Genomic DNA, 14,972 nt, shown 5'->3' with positions numbered 1-14,972 from the left:
GGGGGAGAAGGAGAAACCCTGCCCTCTGGCAACGCTCACTTTCTTCAGTTAGCCTCCAAAGAATCCTTGGCGGAGGGTGAACCTTTTTGGACCGATCAACGACAGAGCTTCGAGGAGCCAGGCGGCTCAACCGGCCATGAATGCGGCGACGGAAACCGATCGCGCGCTTGTGGACCGGGTCGCGAAGGGCGACCGGGCCGCCGTCCGGCTCCTGTTCATGCGTCACCACGCGCGGATCTACCGCTTCGTGGCGCGCCAGACGGGATCGGAAATGATGGCCGACGATATCGCGAATGAGGTCTTTCTGGAGCTGTGGAAACAGGCGCCCAGTTTCGAGGGTCGCTCTGAAGTTTCCACATGGCTGCTCGGCATCGCCCGCTTCAAGGGGCTGTCGATGCTGCGCAAGAAGAAGGAAGACTGGATCGACGACGACGACGCGGCGCAAGTTCCCGACGGCGCCGACACGCCGGAAGTCGTGACCATGAAGGAAGACAAGGCCGCCGCCTTGCGGCGCTTCGTCGACGCCTTGCCGGAAGAACACCGCACGGTGATCGACCTTGCCTATTACCATGGCCAGTCGGTGACCGAGATCGGCGAGGTGCTCGACATCCCGGTCGCGACCGTCAAGACCAGGATGTTCTACGCCCGCAAGAAACTCGGCGAAGCCCTCAAGGCCGCCGGTTACGACAGGGGTTGGCCATGAGCGCTGCTGAAAAGATGTCGCGTCGCGACGAGATGGAAACGCTGCTGCCGTTCTACCTGAACGGCTCGTTGGAAGGCGCCGAGCTGGAGGCCGTCGAGGAGTGGCTGGCCACCGATCCGGCGGCGATGAATGCGCTTGGCGAAGCGGAGGCCGAGTTCTCAGGCACCGCGGCCGCCAACGAGGCGATCCGGCCGCCCGCCGACGCGTTCTCCCGCTTCTCCAAGGCGCTCGATGCCGAGGCCGGTCCGGTGCGCACGCCCGGCCAATCCTGGCTGGCAAGAGTCTTCGGCCGGGTGACGGCAATGCCTGCCGGTGTCGCCTGGGCGGCTGCCGCGGCGCTGCTTGCGCTGGTCATCGTGCAGTCCTTCGAGCAGCCGGGCGGCAAGGGCAACGAGTTCGAGGTGGCCGGCACCCAGGACGATCTGGCGAAGCTGCCTTTCGCGCTGGTCAAGTTCAAGCCGGATGCCAAAATGGCCGATATCGCCGCCTTCCTCGACCAGAACGGGTTGAAGATCGCCGGCGGTCCGACCGCCGACGGCGTGTTCCACTTGACGATTCCGGCCAGCACGGCGGCCGATTACGACAAGCTCGTCGGCCTCATTGCCGCCCAGCCTTTCGCGGAGGCTGTGGTGCAGGGAAGGAAACCGGCCGATGGCGGCTAAAGCAATTCCAGGAAAAGTGCGCCGTGGTCGGGCTCGGCGACTTCGCCGTAGCCTTCCGTCCGGAATTGCGTCGAGGCTGAGAGTCATTCTGCATGCGGCGCTCCTTGCGGCGGCGGCATTTGTCGCCGCGCCTGCCTCCGCGCAGACCAACGATCCGAACCTGACGCAAAAACAGCTCGATTGCCTGGACCGCACGACGTCGGCCGGCGGCTGCGACAAGGACGGCGGCGCCAGGAACAGCGACGCGACGCCGGGCACGGCCACGGGCGGCGCGGTGTTCCTGCCGGCGCTGATCGTCGACCTGTTCCCGAATCCCTCGGCGGGCGCCGCCCCGCAAACGCCGGCGAACGGAACATCGTCATCGAACGGTTCCAGCAACACGCCGCCACCCGCTCCGACGCCGAGCGGGCCTGTCACGGTGCCGCAGGGCCTCAACCTTGCCGAACCGCCGCGCGCGATCAGCGGCGAATTCGTGCCCGACGAGGTGCTGGTGACGGTCGAGGGCAATGCCGGCGTGGTGCAGCAGATCGCCAATTCCTTCGGCCTGCAGGTTCGCTCGCAGCGCCAGTCGCTGCTGCTCGGCACCACTTTGGTGCGCTTCGGCATCACCGACGGGCGGCCGGTCGGCGTGGTGCTGGCGCAGCTGGCAGCCGATGGGCGCACGCAGCGGCGCGAGCCCAACCATATCTATTCGCTGCAACAGGCGGCGGGCATCGTCAACTATGCCTTCGAGCGCATCGCGCTCGATGCCAAGCAGGCGAGCGGCGAGAATGTGCGGGTCGCCGTCATCGACACCGGCATCGACGACACCAACCCGGCGCTCGCCGGCGTCATCGCCGGCCAATATGATGCCATGCCCAACGTGCCGATCGAGAAGCGCGACCACGGCACCTCGGTCGACGGACTGATTGCGGGTGTCGGTCCGCTGGAAGGCATGGCGCCGGGCGCTAAAATCTACCACGCGCGCGCCTTCGAAGGCGGCAAGTCGACCATGGACGTCATCCTGTCGGCGCTCGATTGGGCGGCAAGCCACGATGTACGCATCATCAATATGAGCTTCGTTGGGCCGAAGAACGACCTGCTCGGCACTGCCTGCCGCAATGCGCGGGCGGCGGGCATCGCGCTGGTGGCCGCCGCCGGCAACAACGGGCCGAAGGCACCCTACGGCTATCCGGCCGCCTTCGACAGCGTGATCGCCGTGACCGCCACCGACGCCAAAGACGGGCTGATGCCGCAGGCCAATCGCGGCGCCTATGTCTTCATCTCGGCGCCGGGCGTCGAAATGGTGGCGCCGAGCGGCGCCGGCTCGGACGTGGTGACCGGCACCTCCTTCGCCGCCGCGATCGTGTCCGGCGCCATCGCCAACCTGATCCACGCCGCGCCCGACCGCTCGGCCGACGACATCGAGAAGGCGCTGGCGGCCACGGCCAAGGATCTTGGCCCGAAGGGGCGCGACAATGACTTCGGCTATGGGCTGCTGGACATCACGGCGGCTGGAGCGGCGAAGGAGTGAGTTTGGGCAACCTGCGTCAGGGTCAAACTCAATCAACCGACTTGCCGTCGACGGCCGAGACCGGCAGGCAGTGCCGGTCTATCTTGCGTAGGTTTGCCGCAGCAAGGTTGCGCTAACCAACGACCAGACTAGATCACTCCTCTAAAGCGTCAGCTTCTGAACTTGAGAGGTCGCGTCCAATCGGTGGGGAATAGGGGCGTTTCTTACAGCGCTTTGGATCAAGCCTGAGATATACGCGGGCGAACGGACTGCTCAGGTCGGCGTCAGCATCGCGGAGGATCCGCTTTGACTCGTTCACTGTCTCGGCTTTGACCGTTACATGGTCTTGCTTCAGAATCTCCATGAGATTTCCAAGCTTCCCTCGATCTTTACTCTCAAGAACAAGGTTGGCGAAAGTAAAAGCATTCATATCCACCCACTTTCTGTGCGGCGGAAACAACTTCATCCTCGGGTCTTGTTCATTGCGACTCTTCAATTTGCGCGCCATGGCCTTCATATTTCCTATTTAAGCGTCACCACATTGCCTTCCGTGCGCTGGATCAGTCGGTCGACCTCTTCAAGTGCCCTTCTTGTCGTTGCGTCTCCTTCGATTCTCACGTATGTCCCGACCTTCTTCTCCTCGGACCTGAACTCCGGCGGAACCTTTACCGAAAATCCGATTACGACCTTGTGTTTATCTTCTCTTGAATTTGTCAGTCCGAGCGTACCGTCCTTGAAAGAGGCCGATGAGACGATTTCAATCTTAGGATTCACGTCGCCGTATATCTTTGTCGTAAATTCCTGAGAGTAAGCCATCGCCGGTTTGTCATCTGTGCCCAGATGACCAAAGAGTTTTAGCGAAACAAAGTCACTCACCATATCAGCGATTCCGATCTTTCCGACGATCGGGTACACGAAATTTGGCTGCGTCGAAAAGAATCCTGGGCGAACATCGCCTGATTTCGGATCACAGTAATCGTGATCGAGGTCGTTGAGAAGGAAATGGAACGTATCCGTTAGGGTAAAAGTCTGAACTCCATTTCTAGATCGATTTATTCCGGTCTTAATGGGTATTGATACCGTCCCATCGGTGATGGCATTCAAGAAATTCAAGTCAAAGCTTGCATCATTTGTTTCTGTACTATCCAAATTGAAGTCGTAAGCGATGACAGTAGGGTCAAAATACTCGACATACGCGTAATCTGCCGGTATAAGCTTCTTCCAGTCGATCGACCAGAGCTTTATCTTTCGATCTCTAACCTTCCTGGCAACATCCTGCCCATACGGATCGTCGTCGTTATAGATTAGCCACCCGGCATACACGTCCGCTATGCCCTGCAAGGCCTCGCAGCGAACCTTTCTGACGATCTCGGGTGCGTAATACCTTGTCATGTCGTGCACGGTCGGTCTCACCGCGCACGCAGAGACTGCAGAGGTTACAGTCACAACAAAAGCCACGCGTCGACGATATCGCAACGTGCCCCTCCCCCCGGCCTTTTATTTAGGCCAATCCGTTATTTTTTATTAATTTCGCAGAAAAACATTCTATTAGCAAGTACTATACCAAAGTTACTGCTAAGGGTATGTTTCGCTTTATAGTTTTCCAATTACGGTCCCATGTGGCAGGGTCTTGCAAGCAGGAAGCCATGAAATGACGGCTGGTGCCGAAAACGACTGCCCGAACAGCGGCCTCGCGCTAGAAGCAGCTAGCCGACTCCTCCATGATCGACAATGCGGCGCAGGGCTGCCGTTTACTGTGGAAGACGGAGAGCGGCTGACTCGTCGCTCAGGACGATTGAGTTTCTGACTCTAAACCGGCGCGCCCCTGCCACCGGTCCCCGCGCCCCAACAGGTCGACCGGCCAGACCTTGCCGCGCGCGCCCTCTTCCAGACCTCACAGGGGCCCGGTCATTCGACAAACAGGCGCGAACATCCTAGTTCTTACCGATGAATGCCGATCTTCCCGAACTTCGGGGCGCTCGCCTCATCCTTCGCAGACCAATTCCCCAAGATGTGGAAACGCGGCTAGCGCTCGGTCGGCATCGCGAGATCGTTGAAGCCTACGGTGGGATATTCGACCCTAGCACAATCTTTACCCGAGCCGATGCCGAAGCAGCCATTCGCTTCATCGAGCAACAGGACTATGCATGGGTGATCGATGCAGGTTGCTTTGTCGGTCATGTGCGCCTTCACAGCATAGACTGGCACGATAAGAGGGCGGCCTTGGCCATCGGCATCGACGATCAAGCATATCTCGGCAAGGGGTATGGTACCGAAGCGATCAGGCTCGTCCTCGGTTACGCGTTTGGTCTTGGCCTGCACCGCATTTCCCTAAGAGTCTTATCGTGCAATTCCCGCGCGATCGCTTGCTATCGCAAGTGCGGATTTGTGGAGGAGGGACGTGAGCGCGAAGCCGCATTGGTCAGCGGGGCTTGGCAGGACGACATCATTATGGGGCTGCTGGACAGAGAATTTGGTCCGATCTGATGATCAACCTAGTTCCCTGGCACAGGGATTTTGAAAGGTTGCCGTTTGTCTTGGTGCAAGATTTTCCGTTCATGTCCGTGAAATCAGCGCAAACGCCGGGGGATTGGTTGCGGCCGCCCCAACGTCGTCATTCTATGGCGGAGCAAGGAGCGAAGCGACGCGCGCAGACCATAGAATGCCGTGACTTGGAAGCTCCGCCACGGTGCTGAATTTTTGCTCCCTTGCACGCCTTGGCGAAGGCAACGGCATGGATTCCAGGGTCTTCGCGACGGAGCTTCGCTCCTGCTCCGCCCTGGAATGACGATCGCGATGGCGTTTTCGGCCAATCTCCAACGCGTGCCACCTGCCAACGCAAACAGAGCCGACCGGTCAAAATCTCAGTGCAGTGGCACTATGTGCAGTGGCACTAATTGCTTCAGAAGAATTGTGGTTTATCTATCCCGGCGTCGCCATCCAGCCGCCTTTGACGGCGGATCGCGATGACCGCGATCGACCAATTGTCCATCGGATGACGATCAAGAATGGATTTCGGCCACTTAAAGCGCCGGACCCAATCGTACCGGGCTTCCATCATAGAAACGCGACAGCCGAAAGCGGCTGAGGTCGTGGCCGGGTTCATTTCCCTGGATCAAGTCGGAGACGACGCGGCCGATGCCAGGCCCGATGCCGAACCCGTGGCCGCTCATGCCCGTCGCGACGAAAAGACCGCCGATCGCCTGGACCCGATCCACGACGGGGACGACATCGGGCATGGCGTCGATCATGCCGCCCCAGCCGACCTTCAGGCGAACCGTCTCGAACCGGGGGAAAAGCTGTTTGAAATTGCGCTCGACCGAGCGAAGCTTTGCCGGCTCAGGGGCTGGGTCGAGCACGCGCATTCTTTCGAAAGGGCTTGCGGAATCCGGCGCCCAATCGCGTGGCGTCGACCAGCCATCCGGGTAGCCTGACGGAGCGAACGGGAAATAGCGCGTGCCGAACGGATTGTCCCTGAGGGCGGGAATATACTTGGTGAAGTGCCGGAATGCGTCAGGCCCTAGATAGAGCAAGTGGCTGCCGCCAGCGGCGAGCGTGTATCCGCCATCCTGCCTGCGCCGGAAAGCGATGTGGTCGTCGGCGGCCGCGCCTCGATAGACCTCAGGCATGGGTTCCGTGGCGGCTGTGGTTACCCGGACGCTGAGCTGGGGTATGGATACGCCATGCCTCGCCAGGAACAGGGAAGACCAGGCGCCGCCCGCGACCAGCACGGTTGAGGTCTCGATATATCCCGCCTCGGTCCAAACGCCCTTGATCCTGCCGGCTGCGATTTCGAGGGTCCGCGCTGCGCAATTCTCCACGATCCTGGCGCCCTTTCGCACGGCAAGCCTGGCTAACGCAGGCACCGCCAACCAAGGTTCCGCGCGCATATCGGAAGGCGTCGTCATCGCGCCTTTGAACCTGCGCGACATGCCGCTGATGAGTTCAGCGGTTTCGTCGGCGTCCAGAAGTCGCGTGTCGAGCTGATGGATTGCGGCGATCTTCATGAACTCTTCGAACTTGGCCATGTCCTTGTCGGCGTTCGCCAGGTAGGTCACGCCTGTCTGGTTCAGCCCGATGTCCTCGCCGCATTCCTCGGCCAGTTGCCGCCATAGGCGACAGGCCTCGATGACGATCGGCAGCTCATCTGCGTCTCGTCCCTGCTTTCTGATCCACCCCCAGTTGCGGGAGGACTGCTCGGCCGCAACGCGGCCTTTTTCCAGCAGCGTCACCGGAATGTTTCGGGAAGCAAGAAAGAGGGCCGTCGTTACGCCGATGACGCCGCCACCGACGATCACCACCTCCGAAGCCTTCGGCGGAGGACCGGGGTACTGGACTGGATCCGCTTCGGTGAACGGGAATGTCGGCAAATGGCGCACCTGGAAGGACTGGTTGACGGTCTGGCTTACCGGTTGTCACCGTCCAGCATCAGGAGCAGCCGAAGGCTGACCGTTGTCCCACGGCAGCAAAGGTAGCCCAGAAGGAGGCGACCGGCGAAGCCTTCGGAATGCTGACCTACGCTGGTGCCCCAGCCACCGACCCCCTCACCACCAGATCGATCGGCCAGACCTCGCCGCGCGCCCCTCTTCCAGCCCCGAGATGCGCGCGGCCAAGCGGCGCCGGCTCGGACGTGGTGACCGGCACCTCTTTCGCCGCCGCGATCGTGTCCGGCGCCATCGCCAATCTGATCCACGCCGCGCCCGACCGCTCGTCCGATGACATCGAGAAGGCGCTGGCCACCACCGCAAAGGATCTCGGCCCGAAGGGGCGGGACAATGACGGCTATGGGTTGCTGGACGTCAAGGCGGCTGGGGCGGCGAAGGAGTGAGTTTGGGCACCGCTCGGGGCCAAACTCAGTAGTTGGCTGCTGCCGGACGGGTATTGGGCGACGCCGAATGAGACGTTTCGCTATACGAGCTCAAGAAGCTCGATACGGTTCCCAAATGGGTCGCTGACATAGATGCGCCTGATGCCCGGCAGATCAGCGTCAAACCAGAATCCGATGCTCCTCGACTGAAGTGCGGCGATTGTTTGATCTAATTTTTCTACCCGGAACGCAGGATGCGCTTTCTTGGCAGGAGCAAACGGCTTCTCCACGCCCAAATGAACTTTGACGCTCCCGCTCTCGAACCATGCTCCACCGCGCGAACGCAGTTCCTCGGGTTTGTCGACCTCGCAAAGGCCGAGGACGCCACAGTAGAAGTTCCGTGCGGCCTGCTCTTCGCCTTCAGGCATAGCCAACTGGATGTGGTGCAATTCAAGAATCATGCAGCTGTCCTGGCGACCTCTATCGCGTTTGCTTGAATGAAAGCGTCCGTTAGGAAACTCCGCCGCTCAAGGTAGTTGAGTCTAATCTCTACGCCGGCGCCCCGGCCACCGATCCCCTCACCACCAGATCCACCGGCCAGACCTCTCCCCGCGCCCCCTCTTCCAACCCCGATATCCGCGCCGCGAGCCGTTCCGCGACGCGCGCGCCGGCGAGGCGGATCGAGGAGCGTGTCGTCGACAGCGGCACCGGGAAATTCTCCGGCCGCAGCCAGGGGAAGACGTCGTCATGGGCGACCAGCGACAAGTCGCCCGGTATGGCGAGGCCGAGATCGCGCACGGCGCGCACCACACCCAGCGCCATGATCAGGCTGGAGCACACGATCGCCGTCGGCGGCTCAGCCTCCTCGAGCAGGCGGCGGGCGGCGCGGTAGCCGTTTTCCTCGGTCATCGCCGCCGAGCGGATGTGGCGTTCGCCGAGCGCCAGCCCGTTCGCGGCAAGCGCGCGGCGCATGCCGCGCTCGCGGTGGATGGCGAAAGTCTCGCGCTCGTTGCCGTTGATCAGCGCCAGGCGCTTGTGGCCGAGCTGGATCAGCAGCCTCGACGCTTCGTGGAAGGCGCCCTCATTGTCGATGTCGAGATAGGGATAGTCGAAATCGAAGCCTTCGCTGCGGCCATGGACGATGAAAGGGATGCCCAGCGTGTTGACCAGCGCCAGCCGCTTGTCGGCCGGCCGCGGCGAGGACAGGTAGACGGCGTCGACCTGGCGGTTGGCGACGATGCGCCGGTAGGTCGTTTCCTCGTCGTCGGCATCGGCGGGCGAAAGCACAAGGTCGAGCTCGTGCGAACGGGCATAGTCGCCGAGGCCGGAGAGGAATTCGACGAAGTGCGGATCGATGTCGACGGCGGCCCCGGTCGGCAGCACATAGCCGATCATTCCCGACTTGCCGGTGGCGAGCCGGCGCGCGCTGGGGTTCGGCCGGTAGCCATGGCGCTTGGCGGCATCCATAACCCGGCGCCGGGTCTCCTCGTTGACCTCGGGGTAGCCGTTCAGCGCCCGGCTCACCGTGGTCTGCGAGAGCGACAGCATATGCGACAGCTGCTTGAGGTTCATCGGAGGCCTCCAGCCTCAAAGCGCTTTCAATTTTGAATCGATCTGACGATTGTTGGCGAGATCATCAAGCATGACGACCTTAGAGGCCAGACAGCATCGTTTGAAGCAAAATTGCTGCTGCATCGCCAAAAAAGCATGCTGCACCGCACTTTTCTCGCCCCGTCTCCTCGAATTTAAATCGATTAATCAAGTCGCCCTCTTGACTCCCGGAAGATTCAATGGCGAGATCAAAATAGCCAAAGCGCTTTGGAAGTCTCTTCGAAAGGTTGCGGTTGCCCTTTCGCTGAGTCACAGTTCCGCGGCGTCGGCGGACGAGATGGAGGTTTCGTCCTTTTTGTGATCACTGGGAGGACTTGCGATGAAGAAAATGCTTCTCTTGGGTGCGGCGTTCGCGGCACTCACCCTCAGCCTGCCGGCGCAAGCCGAATTGAAGTTCAAGCCGGGCGAGGATTCGAAATTTCATTGGGCGAACTACGACGACCTCAAAAAGGTCGACCTCAAGGGCGAGACGCTGACCATCTTCGGGCCGTGGCGCGGCGAGGACGAGGCGCTTGTGCGTTCGGTTCTCGACTATTTCCAGGAAGCGACCGGCGCGGAGGTGAAATATTCCTCGTCCGAGAATTATGAGCAGCAGATCGTCATCGACACCCAGGCCGGCAGCCCGCCCAACATCGCCGTCCTGCCGCAGCCCGGCCTAATCCAGGATCTCGCGTCCAAGGGCGTGCTGACCCCGCTGGGCGACGACGTCGCGACCTGGATCAAGGAAAACTACGCCGCCGGCGATTCCTGGGCCAAGCTCGGCACCTATAATGGCAAGGACGGCAAGCCGGGCTTCTACGCCTTTCCCTACAAGATCGACGTGAAGGGGCTGGTCTGGTACTCGCCCGACAATTTCGACGAGGCCGGCTACAAGGTGCCGAAGACCCAGGAAGAACTTGCCGATCTGGAGAAGAAGATCGTCGCCGACGGCGGCAAGCCCTGGTGCATCGGGCTCGGTTCGGGCGGCGCCACCGGCTGGCCGGCAACCGACTGGGTCGAGGACATTATGCTGAGGACGCAGCCGCCGGAAGTCTACGACAAGTGGGTGAAGAACGAGATTCCGTTCACCGACCCGGCCGTGGTCAACGCCATCGACATCTTCGGCAAGATCGCCACCGACGACAAGATGGTGGACGGCGGCGCCAAGGCGGTCGCGGCGACCGACTTCCGCGACAGTCCGAAGGGCCTCTTCACCGTGCCGCCCAAGTGCTACATGCACCACCAGGCATCGTTCATCCCCTCCTTCTTCCCGGAAAACGTGAAGCTCGGCCAGGACGCCGACTTCTTCCCCTACCCGCCTTACGCCTCCAAGCCGGAACTGGGCACGCCGCTGGAAGTGGCCGGCACGCTGGTGATGATCACCAAGGATTCCAAGGCCTCGCGCGAGTTCATCAAGTTCCTCGAGATGCCGCTCGCGCATGAATTGTGGATGGCGCAGAAGAGCTTCGTTACCCCCTTCAAGGCGGCCAACAAGGAGGCCTATGGCAGCGATGCGCTGAAGAAGCAGGGCGAGATCCTGGTCGGCGCCACGACGGTTCGGTTCGACGGATCCGACCTGATGCCGGGCAAGATCGGCGCGGGCTCGTTCTGGACCGGCATGGTCGACCTGGTCGGCGGCAAGTCCGCGCAGGACGTCGCCGCCGACATCCAGAAAAGCTGGGACGGCATCAAATAGCATCCTGAAATCTTCCTAATCCTCCTATGGACCCGGGCTACGGCCCGGGTCCGACCGGCGGTCCGCGCCGGAAGCCTTCGCGTTTCGATTGTTCCGAATAACCGAAAGTCGGTGCATCCGATCGCCAGCCTCGGCCGGCCGGTCATGCGCAGGGAGAGGGACCCATGGCGGCTCAGATTTTCTCGGCCATATTCGTCATCATCATCGGCGTCGGCGGCTGTGTCGCCTATTTCTGGGGCGCCAACAAACTGCTCGATCTTGTCTTCCCGTCACGCGGCGTCTCGGGCACCGCCGCCGTCGACAATTTGCGCCGGCAGGGAATGGTGCGACCCTGGCTTTTCGTCGGCCCGGCGATGATCATCCTGACGGTCTACCTGATCTACCCGGTGATCGCGACGCTGTGGCTCTCCTTCTACGATCGCGGCGGCACCAATTTCGTCGGGCTCGCCAATTATGAATGGGCGGTCGGCGATCACGATCTGCGCAACTCGATCTTCAACAACATCCTGTGGCTGGCCGTGGTGCCGGCTGCCTGCACCTTCCTCGGCCTGATCATCGCCGTGCTCACCGACAAGATCTGGTGGGGCACCATCGCCAAGAGCCTGATCTTCCTGCCGCTGGCGATCTCCTTCGTCGGCGCCAGCGTGATCTGGAAATTCATCTACGAGTATCGCGGCGAGGGCCAGGTGCAGATCGGCCTGCTCAACGCCATCATCCAATATTTCGGCGGCCAGCCGCAGGTTTGGATATCGCTGCCGTTCTGGAACAATTTCTTCCTGATGATCATCCTGATCTGGATCCAGACCGGCTTTGCGATGGTCATCTTGTCGTCGGCGCTGCGCGGCATTCCGGAAGAGACGCTGGAAGCGGCCGTGATCGACGGGGCCAACCCGTTCCAGATCTTCTGGAAGATCATGGTGCCGCAAATCTGGGGCACGATCGCCGTGGTGTGGACCACCATCACCATCCTGGTGCTGAAAGTGTTCGACATCGTGCTGACCATGACCAACGGCCAATGGAACAGCCAGGTGCTGGCCAATCTGATGTTCGACTGGATGTTCCGCGGCGGCGGCGATTTCGGCCGCGGCGCGACCATCGCCATCATCATCATGATCGCGGTCATCCCGATCATGGTCTGGAACATCCGCCAGGCCAACAAAGAGACGGGAGGGCACTGAGATGGCGACCAAGACCGGAAAGTCCTTTGTCGGCCGCTTCGGCGTTCATATCGCCGTGCTCGTCTTCGTGGCGATCTGGACCATCCCCACCCTCGGCATCCTCGTCTCGTCGCTGCGCGACAAGGACCAGATCGTCGCCTCCGGCTGGTGGAACTCCTTCGCCAGTTCCAGCCAGAGCGAGGCGGGACGGTTGCCGGGCGCGTCGGGCCAAACCCAGAAGGACGGCAAATACGTCATCGAGGGCAATATCTTCGGCGATGGCCCCAAGCGCGAGATCAGCGCCTTCGGCGTGAAGTCCTCCGCGCCGACGCAGTACAAGGCGGGATCGGTTGCCGACCTCAATGACGGCGTCACGCTGCAGATGAATGCCGACGGCGGCTTCGTGCTGTCGTCACCGAAGGCCTTCGAAGGCGACCGCGGCCAGCGCGTCTATTTCGCTTCCTCGGCGCCGCCGAAATTCACCACGGACAATTACGATGCGGTGCTGTTTTCAGAAGGCATCGGCCGCTCGTTCATGAACTCGCTGACGGTTACGATCCCGGCGACGATCATCCCCATCCTGATCGCAGCCTTCGCAGCCTACGCGCTGGCCTGGATGCGCTTTCCCGGCCGGCCGCTGCTGATCGCGGTGATCATCGGCCTTCTGGTGGTTCCGCTGCAGATGTCGCTGATCCCGCTGCTCAGGCTCTATAACGGGGTCGGCGCCTTCTTCGGCGTGCCGTCCAAGACCTATCTCGGCATATGGCTGGCACATACCGGCTTCGGCCTGCCTTTCGCCATCTACCTGCTGAGGAGCTATATCGCCGGCCTGCCGCGCGAGATCATGGAATCGGCACGCATCGACGGCGCCAGCGACTTCGAGATCTTCGTCAAGATCGTGTTGCCGCTGTCGTTCCCGGTGCTTGCCTCCTTCGCCATCTTCCAGTTCCTGTGGGTATGGAACGATCTGCTGGTGGCGATGGTTTTCCTTGGCACGGCGCCCGATCAGATCGTGCTGACAGCCAAGCTCAACGCGCTGCTCGGCTCGCGCGGCGGCAAGTGGGAGATCCTGACCACATCGGCGTTCATCACCATCATCGTGCCGCTGTTCGTGTTCTTCTCGCTGCAGCGCTATTTCGTCCGCGGGCTGCTTGCCGGCTCGGTGAAAGGAGGTTGAAGACATGCAATCGGCTTTGAAGGCGACGTCGCAACCAGACGCCGCCGTCGACCGCGACTGGTGGCGGGGCGCGGTGATCTACCAGATTTACCCGCGCTCCTATCAAGACTCCAATGGCGACGGCATCGGCGACCTGAAGGGCATTGTTCAGCGCCTGCCCTATATTGCTTCGCTCGGCGTCGATGCCATCTGGATCTCGCCCTTCTTCAAATCGCCAATGAAGGATTTCGGCTACGACGTGTCGGATTATTGCGACGTCGACCCGATGTTCGGAACGCTCGCCGATTTCGACGCGCTGGTGGCGGAAGCCCATCGGCTGGGGCTCAAGGTGATGATCGACGAGGTGCTGTCGCACACCGCCGACATCCACCCCTGGTTCAAGGAAAGCCGTTCCAGCCGCAACAATCCGAAAGCCGACTGGTATGTGTGGGCGGACGCAAAACCCGACGGCACGCCGCCCAACAACTGGCTGTCGATCTTCGGCGGCTCGGCCTGGCAGTGGGACACCAGCCGCCAGCAATATTACATGCACAATTTCCTGGCCGAGCAGCCCGACCTCAACTTCCACAACGCAGAAGTTCAGGACGCGCTGCTCGACATCACCCGCTTCTGGCTGGAGCACGGCGTTGACGGCTTCCGCCTCGACACGATCAATTTCTACTTCCACAGCCAAGGGCTGGAGGACAATCCGCCGCTGCCGCCGGAACAGCGCAACGACCAGACGGCGCCCGCGGTCAATCCCTACAATTATCAGGACCATATCTACGATAAGAGCCGGCCGGAGAACCTCGGCTTTCTGGAGCGCTTCCGCGCGCTTCTCGACGAATATCCGGCGCAGGCGGCCGTCGGCGAGGTGGGCGATTCCCAGCGCGGCCTGGAGGTGGTCGCCGCCTACACCGCCGACGGCAAGCGCGTGCATATGTGCTATTCCTTCGACTTCCTGGCGCCGGAGAAGATCAGCGCGGCGAAAGCGCGCGCGGTGCTGGAGGCCTTCGGCACGGTCGCCAGCGACGGCTGGTCGTGCTGGGCCTTCTCCAACCATGACGTGATGCGGGTCGCCTCGCGCTGGGCCACCAACGAGGCGGATCCGACCGCCTATCTGAAGGTGATCTCGGCGCTTTTGATGTCGCTGCGCGGCTCGGTCTGCATCTATCAAGGCGAAGAGCTCGGCCTTGGCGAGGCGGAGCTGAAGTTCGAGGACCTGCAGGATCCCTACGGCATCCGGTTCTGGCCGGAGTTCAAGGGTCGCGACGGCTGCCGCACGCCGATGGTTTGGGACGCGGCCGCCAAGAATGGCGGTTTCTCGACCGCCAAGCCGTGGCTGCCGGTGCCGGGCAAGCACCTGTCGCAGGCGGTCAACGTGCAGCAGGGCGACGCAAGCTCGCTGCTCGAACATTACCGCCGCTTCCTCGCCTTCCGGCGCCAGCATCCGGCGCTGGCCAAGGGCGACATCGACTTTATCGAAAGCGATGGCGACACCGTCGCTTTCACACGCCGCGAGGGCAATGAGCGGATCGTCTGCGCCTTCAACCTCGGCGGCAAGCCCGCCGAGGTCGATCTCGGCAAAGGTGCGCTGCAACCCTTGCCCGGGCATAGCTTTTCGGGACAGACTGGCACCGGGCCGGTCCGCCTCGGCGGCTACGGCGCCTGGTTCGGACGCATCGACTGAACTTCTAAAACAGGAATCA

13 protein-coding genes and 1 pseudogene are annotated in these 14,972 nt (G+C 61.7%); 9 read left to right on the top strand and 5 right to left on the bottom strand.

The features are described 5' to 3' along the window. The first annotated feature begins 136 nt into the window (after positions 1-136). Genes FJ425_RS04455 through FJ425_RS04445 form a run of 3 tightly spaced genes read left to right on the top strand, consistent with a single transcriptional unit; the run spans position 137 to position 2,878 of the window. Positions 137-703 carry a sigma-70 family RNA polymerase sigma factor gene (locus FJ425_RS04455; protein ID WP_140628633.1) on the top strand — a complete coding sequence of 189 codons (567 nt, stop codon included), beginning with the start codon at positions 137-139 and terminating at the stop codon, positions 701-703. Continuing rightward, positions 700-1,365, top strand: coding sequence for an anti-sigma factor (locus tag FJ425_RS04450; RefSeq protein WP_140722047.1), 666 nt, complete (start codon positions 700-702; stop codon positions 1,363-1,365). The genes FJ425_RS04455 and FJ425_RS04450 overlap by 4 nt, the downstream gene beginning before the upstream one ends. Next, the gene (locus tag FJ425_RS04445) at positions 1,355-2,878 is read left to right on the top strand and encodes a S8 family serine peptidase (RefSeq protein ID WP_140722044.1); all 1,524 of its coding nucleotides are present in this window, start codon (positions 1,355-1,357) and stop codon (positions 2,876-2,878) included. Before FJ425_RS04450 ends, FJ425_RS04445 begins: the two co-directional genes overlap by 11 nt. 133 nt (positions 2,879-3,011) lie before the next feature. Here FJ425_RS04445 and FJ425_RS04440 read toward each other — a convergent pair whose 3' ends face one another. Together FJ425_RS04440 and FJ425_RS04435 are read right to left on the bottom strand one after the other, a co-directional pair. After that, positions 3,012-3,365: a hypothetical protein gene (locus FJ425_RS04440; RefSeq protein WP_140628626.1), complete on the bottom strand. Its 354-nt coding sequence runs from the start codon at positions 3,363-3,365 to the stop codon at positions 3,012-3,014. Between the two features lie 14 nt (positions 3,366-3,379). Continuing rightward, positions 3,380-4,258: a hypothetical protein gene (locus FJ425_RS04435; protein WP_140628623.1), complete on the bottom strand. Its 879-nt coding sequence runs from the start codon at positions 4,256-4,258 to the stop codon at positions 3,380-3,382. Between the two features lie 546 nt (positions 4,259-4,804). Between FJ425_RS04435 and FJ425_RS04430 the strand changes: the two genes are divergently transcribed. Continuing rightward, positions 4,805-5,344, top strand: coding sequence for a GNAT family protein (locus FJ425_RS04430; RefSeq protein ID WP_140628620.1), 540 nt, complete (start codon positions 4,805-4,807; stop codon positions 5,342-5,344). A gap of 536 nt (positions 5,345-5,880) precedes the next feature. Here FJ425_RS04430 and FJ425_RS04425 read toward each other — a convergent pair. Further along, positions 5,881-7,227, bottom strand: coding sequence for an FAD-binding oxidoreductase (locus tag FJ425_RS04425; RefSeq protein ID WP_140628617.1), 1,347 nt, complete (start codon positions 7,225-7,227; stop codon positions 5,881-5,883). A gap of 239 nt (positions 7,228-7,466) precedes the next feature. Here FJ425_RS04425 and FJ425_RS04420 point away from each other — a divergent pair. Next, positions 7,467-7,685: pseudogene (locus FJ425_RS04420) on the top strand (S8 family serine peptidase); the annotation flags it as partial. Positions 7,686-7,765: 80 nt separating this feature from the next. Here FJ425_RS04420 and FJ425_RS04415 read toward each other — a convergent pair. Together FJ425_RS04415 and FJ425_RS04410 are read right to left on the bottom strand one after the other, a co-directional pair. Then, positions 7,766-8,125 carry a VOC family protein gene (locus tag FJ425_RS04415; RefSeq protein WP_140628614.1) on the bottom strand — a complete coding sequence of 120 codons (360 nt, stop codon included), beginning with the start codon at positions 8,123-8,125 and terminating at the stop codon, positions 7,766-7,768. An 88-nt stretch (positions 8,126-8,213) separates the two neighbouring features. Continuing rightward, positions 8,214-9,236 (bottom strand): substrate-binding domain-containing protein, encoded by a 1,023-nt coding sequence (locus tag FJ425_RS04410; RefSeq protein WP_140722041.1) that lies wholly within the window; start codon positions 9,234-9,236, stop codon positions 8,214-8,216. A 358-nt stretch (positions 9,237-9,594) separates the two neighbouring features. Between FJ425_RS04410 and FJ425_RS04405 the strand changes: the two genes are divergently transcribed. The 4 genes from FJ425_RS04405 (at position 9,595) to FJ425_RS04390 (ending at position 14,953) form a co-directional block, all read left to right on the top strand. Next, positions 9,595-10,950, top strand: coding sequence for an ABC transporter substrate-binding protein (locus FJ425_RS04405; RefSeq protein WP_140628609.1), 1,356 nt, complete (start codon positions 9,595-9,597; stop codon positions 10,948-10,950). A gap of 164 nt (positions 10,951-11,114) precedes the next feature. Then, entirely contained in the window at positions 11,115-12,128 is a 1,014-nt protein-coding gene (locus tag FJ425_RS04400) for a sugar ABC transporter permease (RefSeq protein ID WP_140628606.1), read from the top strand. A gap of 1 nt (position 12,129) precedes the next feature. After that, on the top strand, positions 12,130-13,284 hold the full coding sequence (locus tag FJ425_RS04395; RefSeq protein WP_140546642.1) for a carbohydrate ABC transporter permease: 1,155 nt from the start codon (positions 12,130-12,132) through the stop codon (positions 13,282-13,284). Positions 13,285-13,288: 4 nt separating this feature from the next. Further along, entirely contained in the window at positions 13,289-14,953 is a 1,665-nt protein-coding gene (locus FJ425_RS04390) for an alpha-glucosidase (protein WP_140722039.1), read from the top strand. Positions 14,954-14,972: the final 19 nt, after the last annotated feature.

Origin of the sequence: Mesorhizobium sp. B2-7-2 (assembly GCF_006440775.1) — a bacterium.
In the GTDB taxonomy this organism is placed as follows: Bacteria; Pseudomonadota; Alphaproteobacteria; order Rhizobiales; family Rhizobiaceae; genus Mesorhizobium.
This window is presented reverse-complemented; position numbering and strand designations above follow the sequence as displayed.

Excerpts from the sequence above, each read along its gene's own strand:
- FJ425_RS04455 (WP_140628633.1), top strand. The coding sequence starts at position 137 with ATGAATGCGGCGACGGAAACCGATCGCGCGCTTGTGGACCGGGTCGCG.
- FJ425_RS04450 (WP_140722047.1), top strand. The coding sequence starts at position 700 with ATGAGCGCTGCTGAAAAGATGTCGCGTCGCGACGAGATGGAAACGCTG.
- FJ425_RS04445 (WP_140722044.1), top strand. The coding sequence starts at position 1,355 with ATGGCGGCTAAAGCAATTCCAGGAAAAGTGCGCCGTGGTCGGGCTCGG.
- FJ425_RS04440 (WP_140628626.1), bottom strand. The coding sequence starts at position 3,365 with ATGGCGCGCAAATTGAAGAGTCGCAATGAACAAGACCCGAGGATGAAG.
- FJ425_RS04430 (WP_140628620.1), top strand. The coding sequence starts at position 4,805 with ATGAATGCCGATCTTCCCGAACTTCGGGGCGCTCGCCTCATCCTTCGC.
- FJ425_RS04415 (WP_140628614.1), bottom strand. The coding sequence starts at position 8,125 with ATGATTCTTGAATTGCACCACATCCAGTTGGCTATGCCTGAAGGCGAA.
- FJ425_RS04410 (WP_140722041.1), bottom strand. The coding sequence starts at position 9,236 with ATGAACCTCAAGCAGCTGTCGCATATGCTGTCGCTCTCGCAGACCACG.
- FJ425_RS04405 (WP_140628609.1), top strand. The coding sequence starts at position 9,595 with ATGAAGAAAATGCTTCTCTTGGGTGCGGCGTTCGCGGCACTCACCCTC.
- FJ425_RS04400 (WP_140628606.1), top strand. The coding sequence starts at position 11,115 with ATGGCGGCTCAGATTTTCTCGGCCATATTCGTCATCATCATCGGCGTC.
- FJ425_RS04395 (WP_140546642.1), top strand. The coding sequence starts at position 12,130 with ATGGCGACCAAGACCGGAAAGTCCTTTGTCGGCCGCTTCGGCGTTCAT.
- FJ425_RS04390 (WP_140722039.1), top strand. The coding sequence starts at position 13,289 with ATGCAATCGGCTTTGAAGGCGACGTCGCAACCAGACGCCGCCGTCGAC.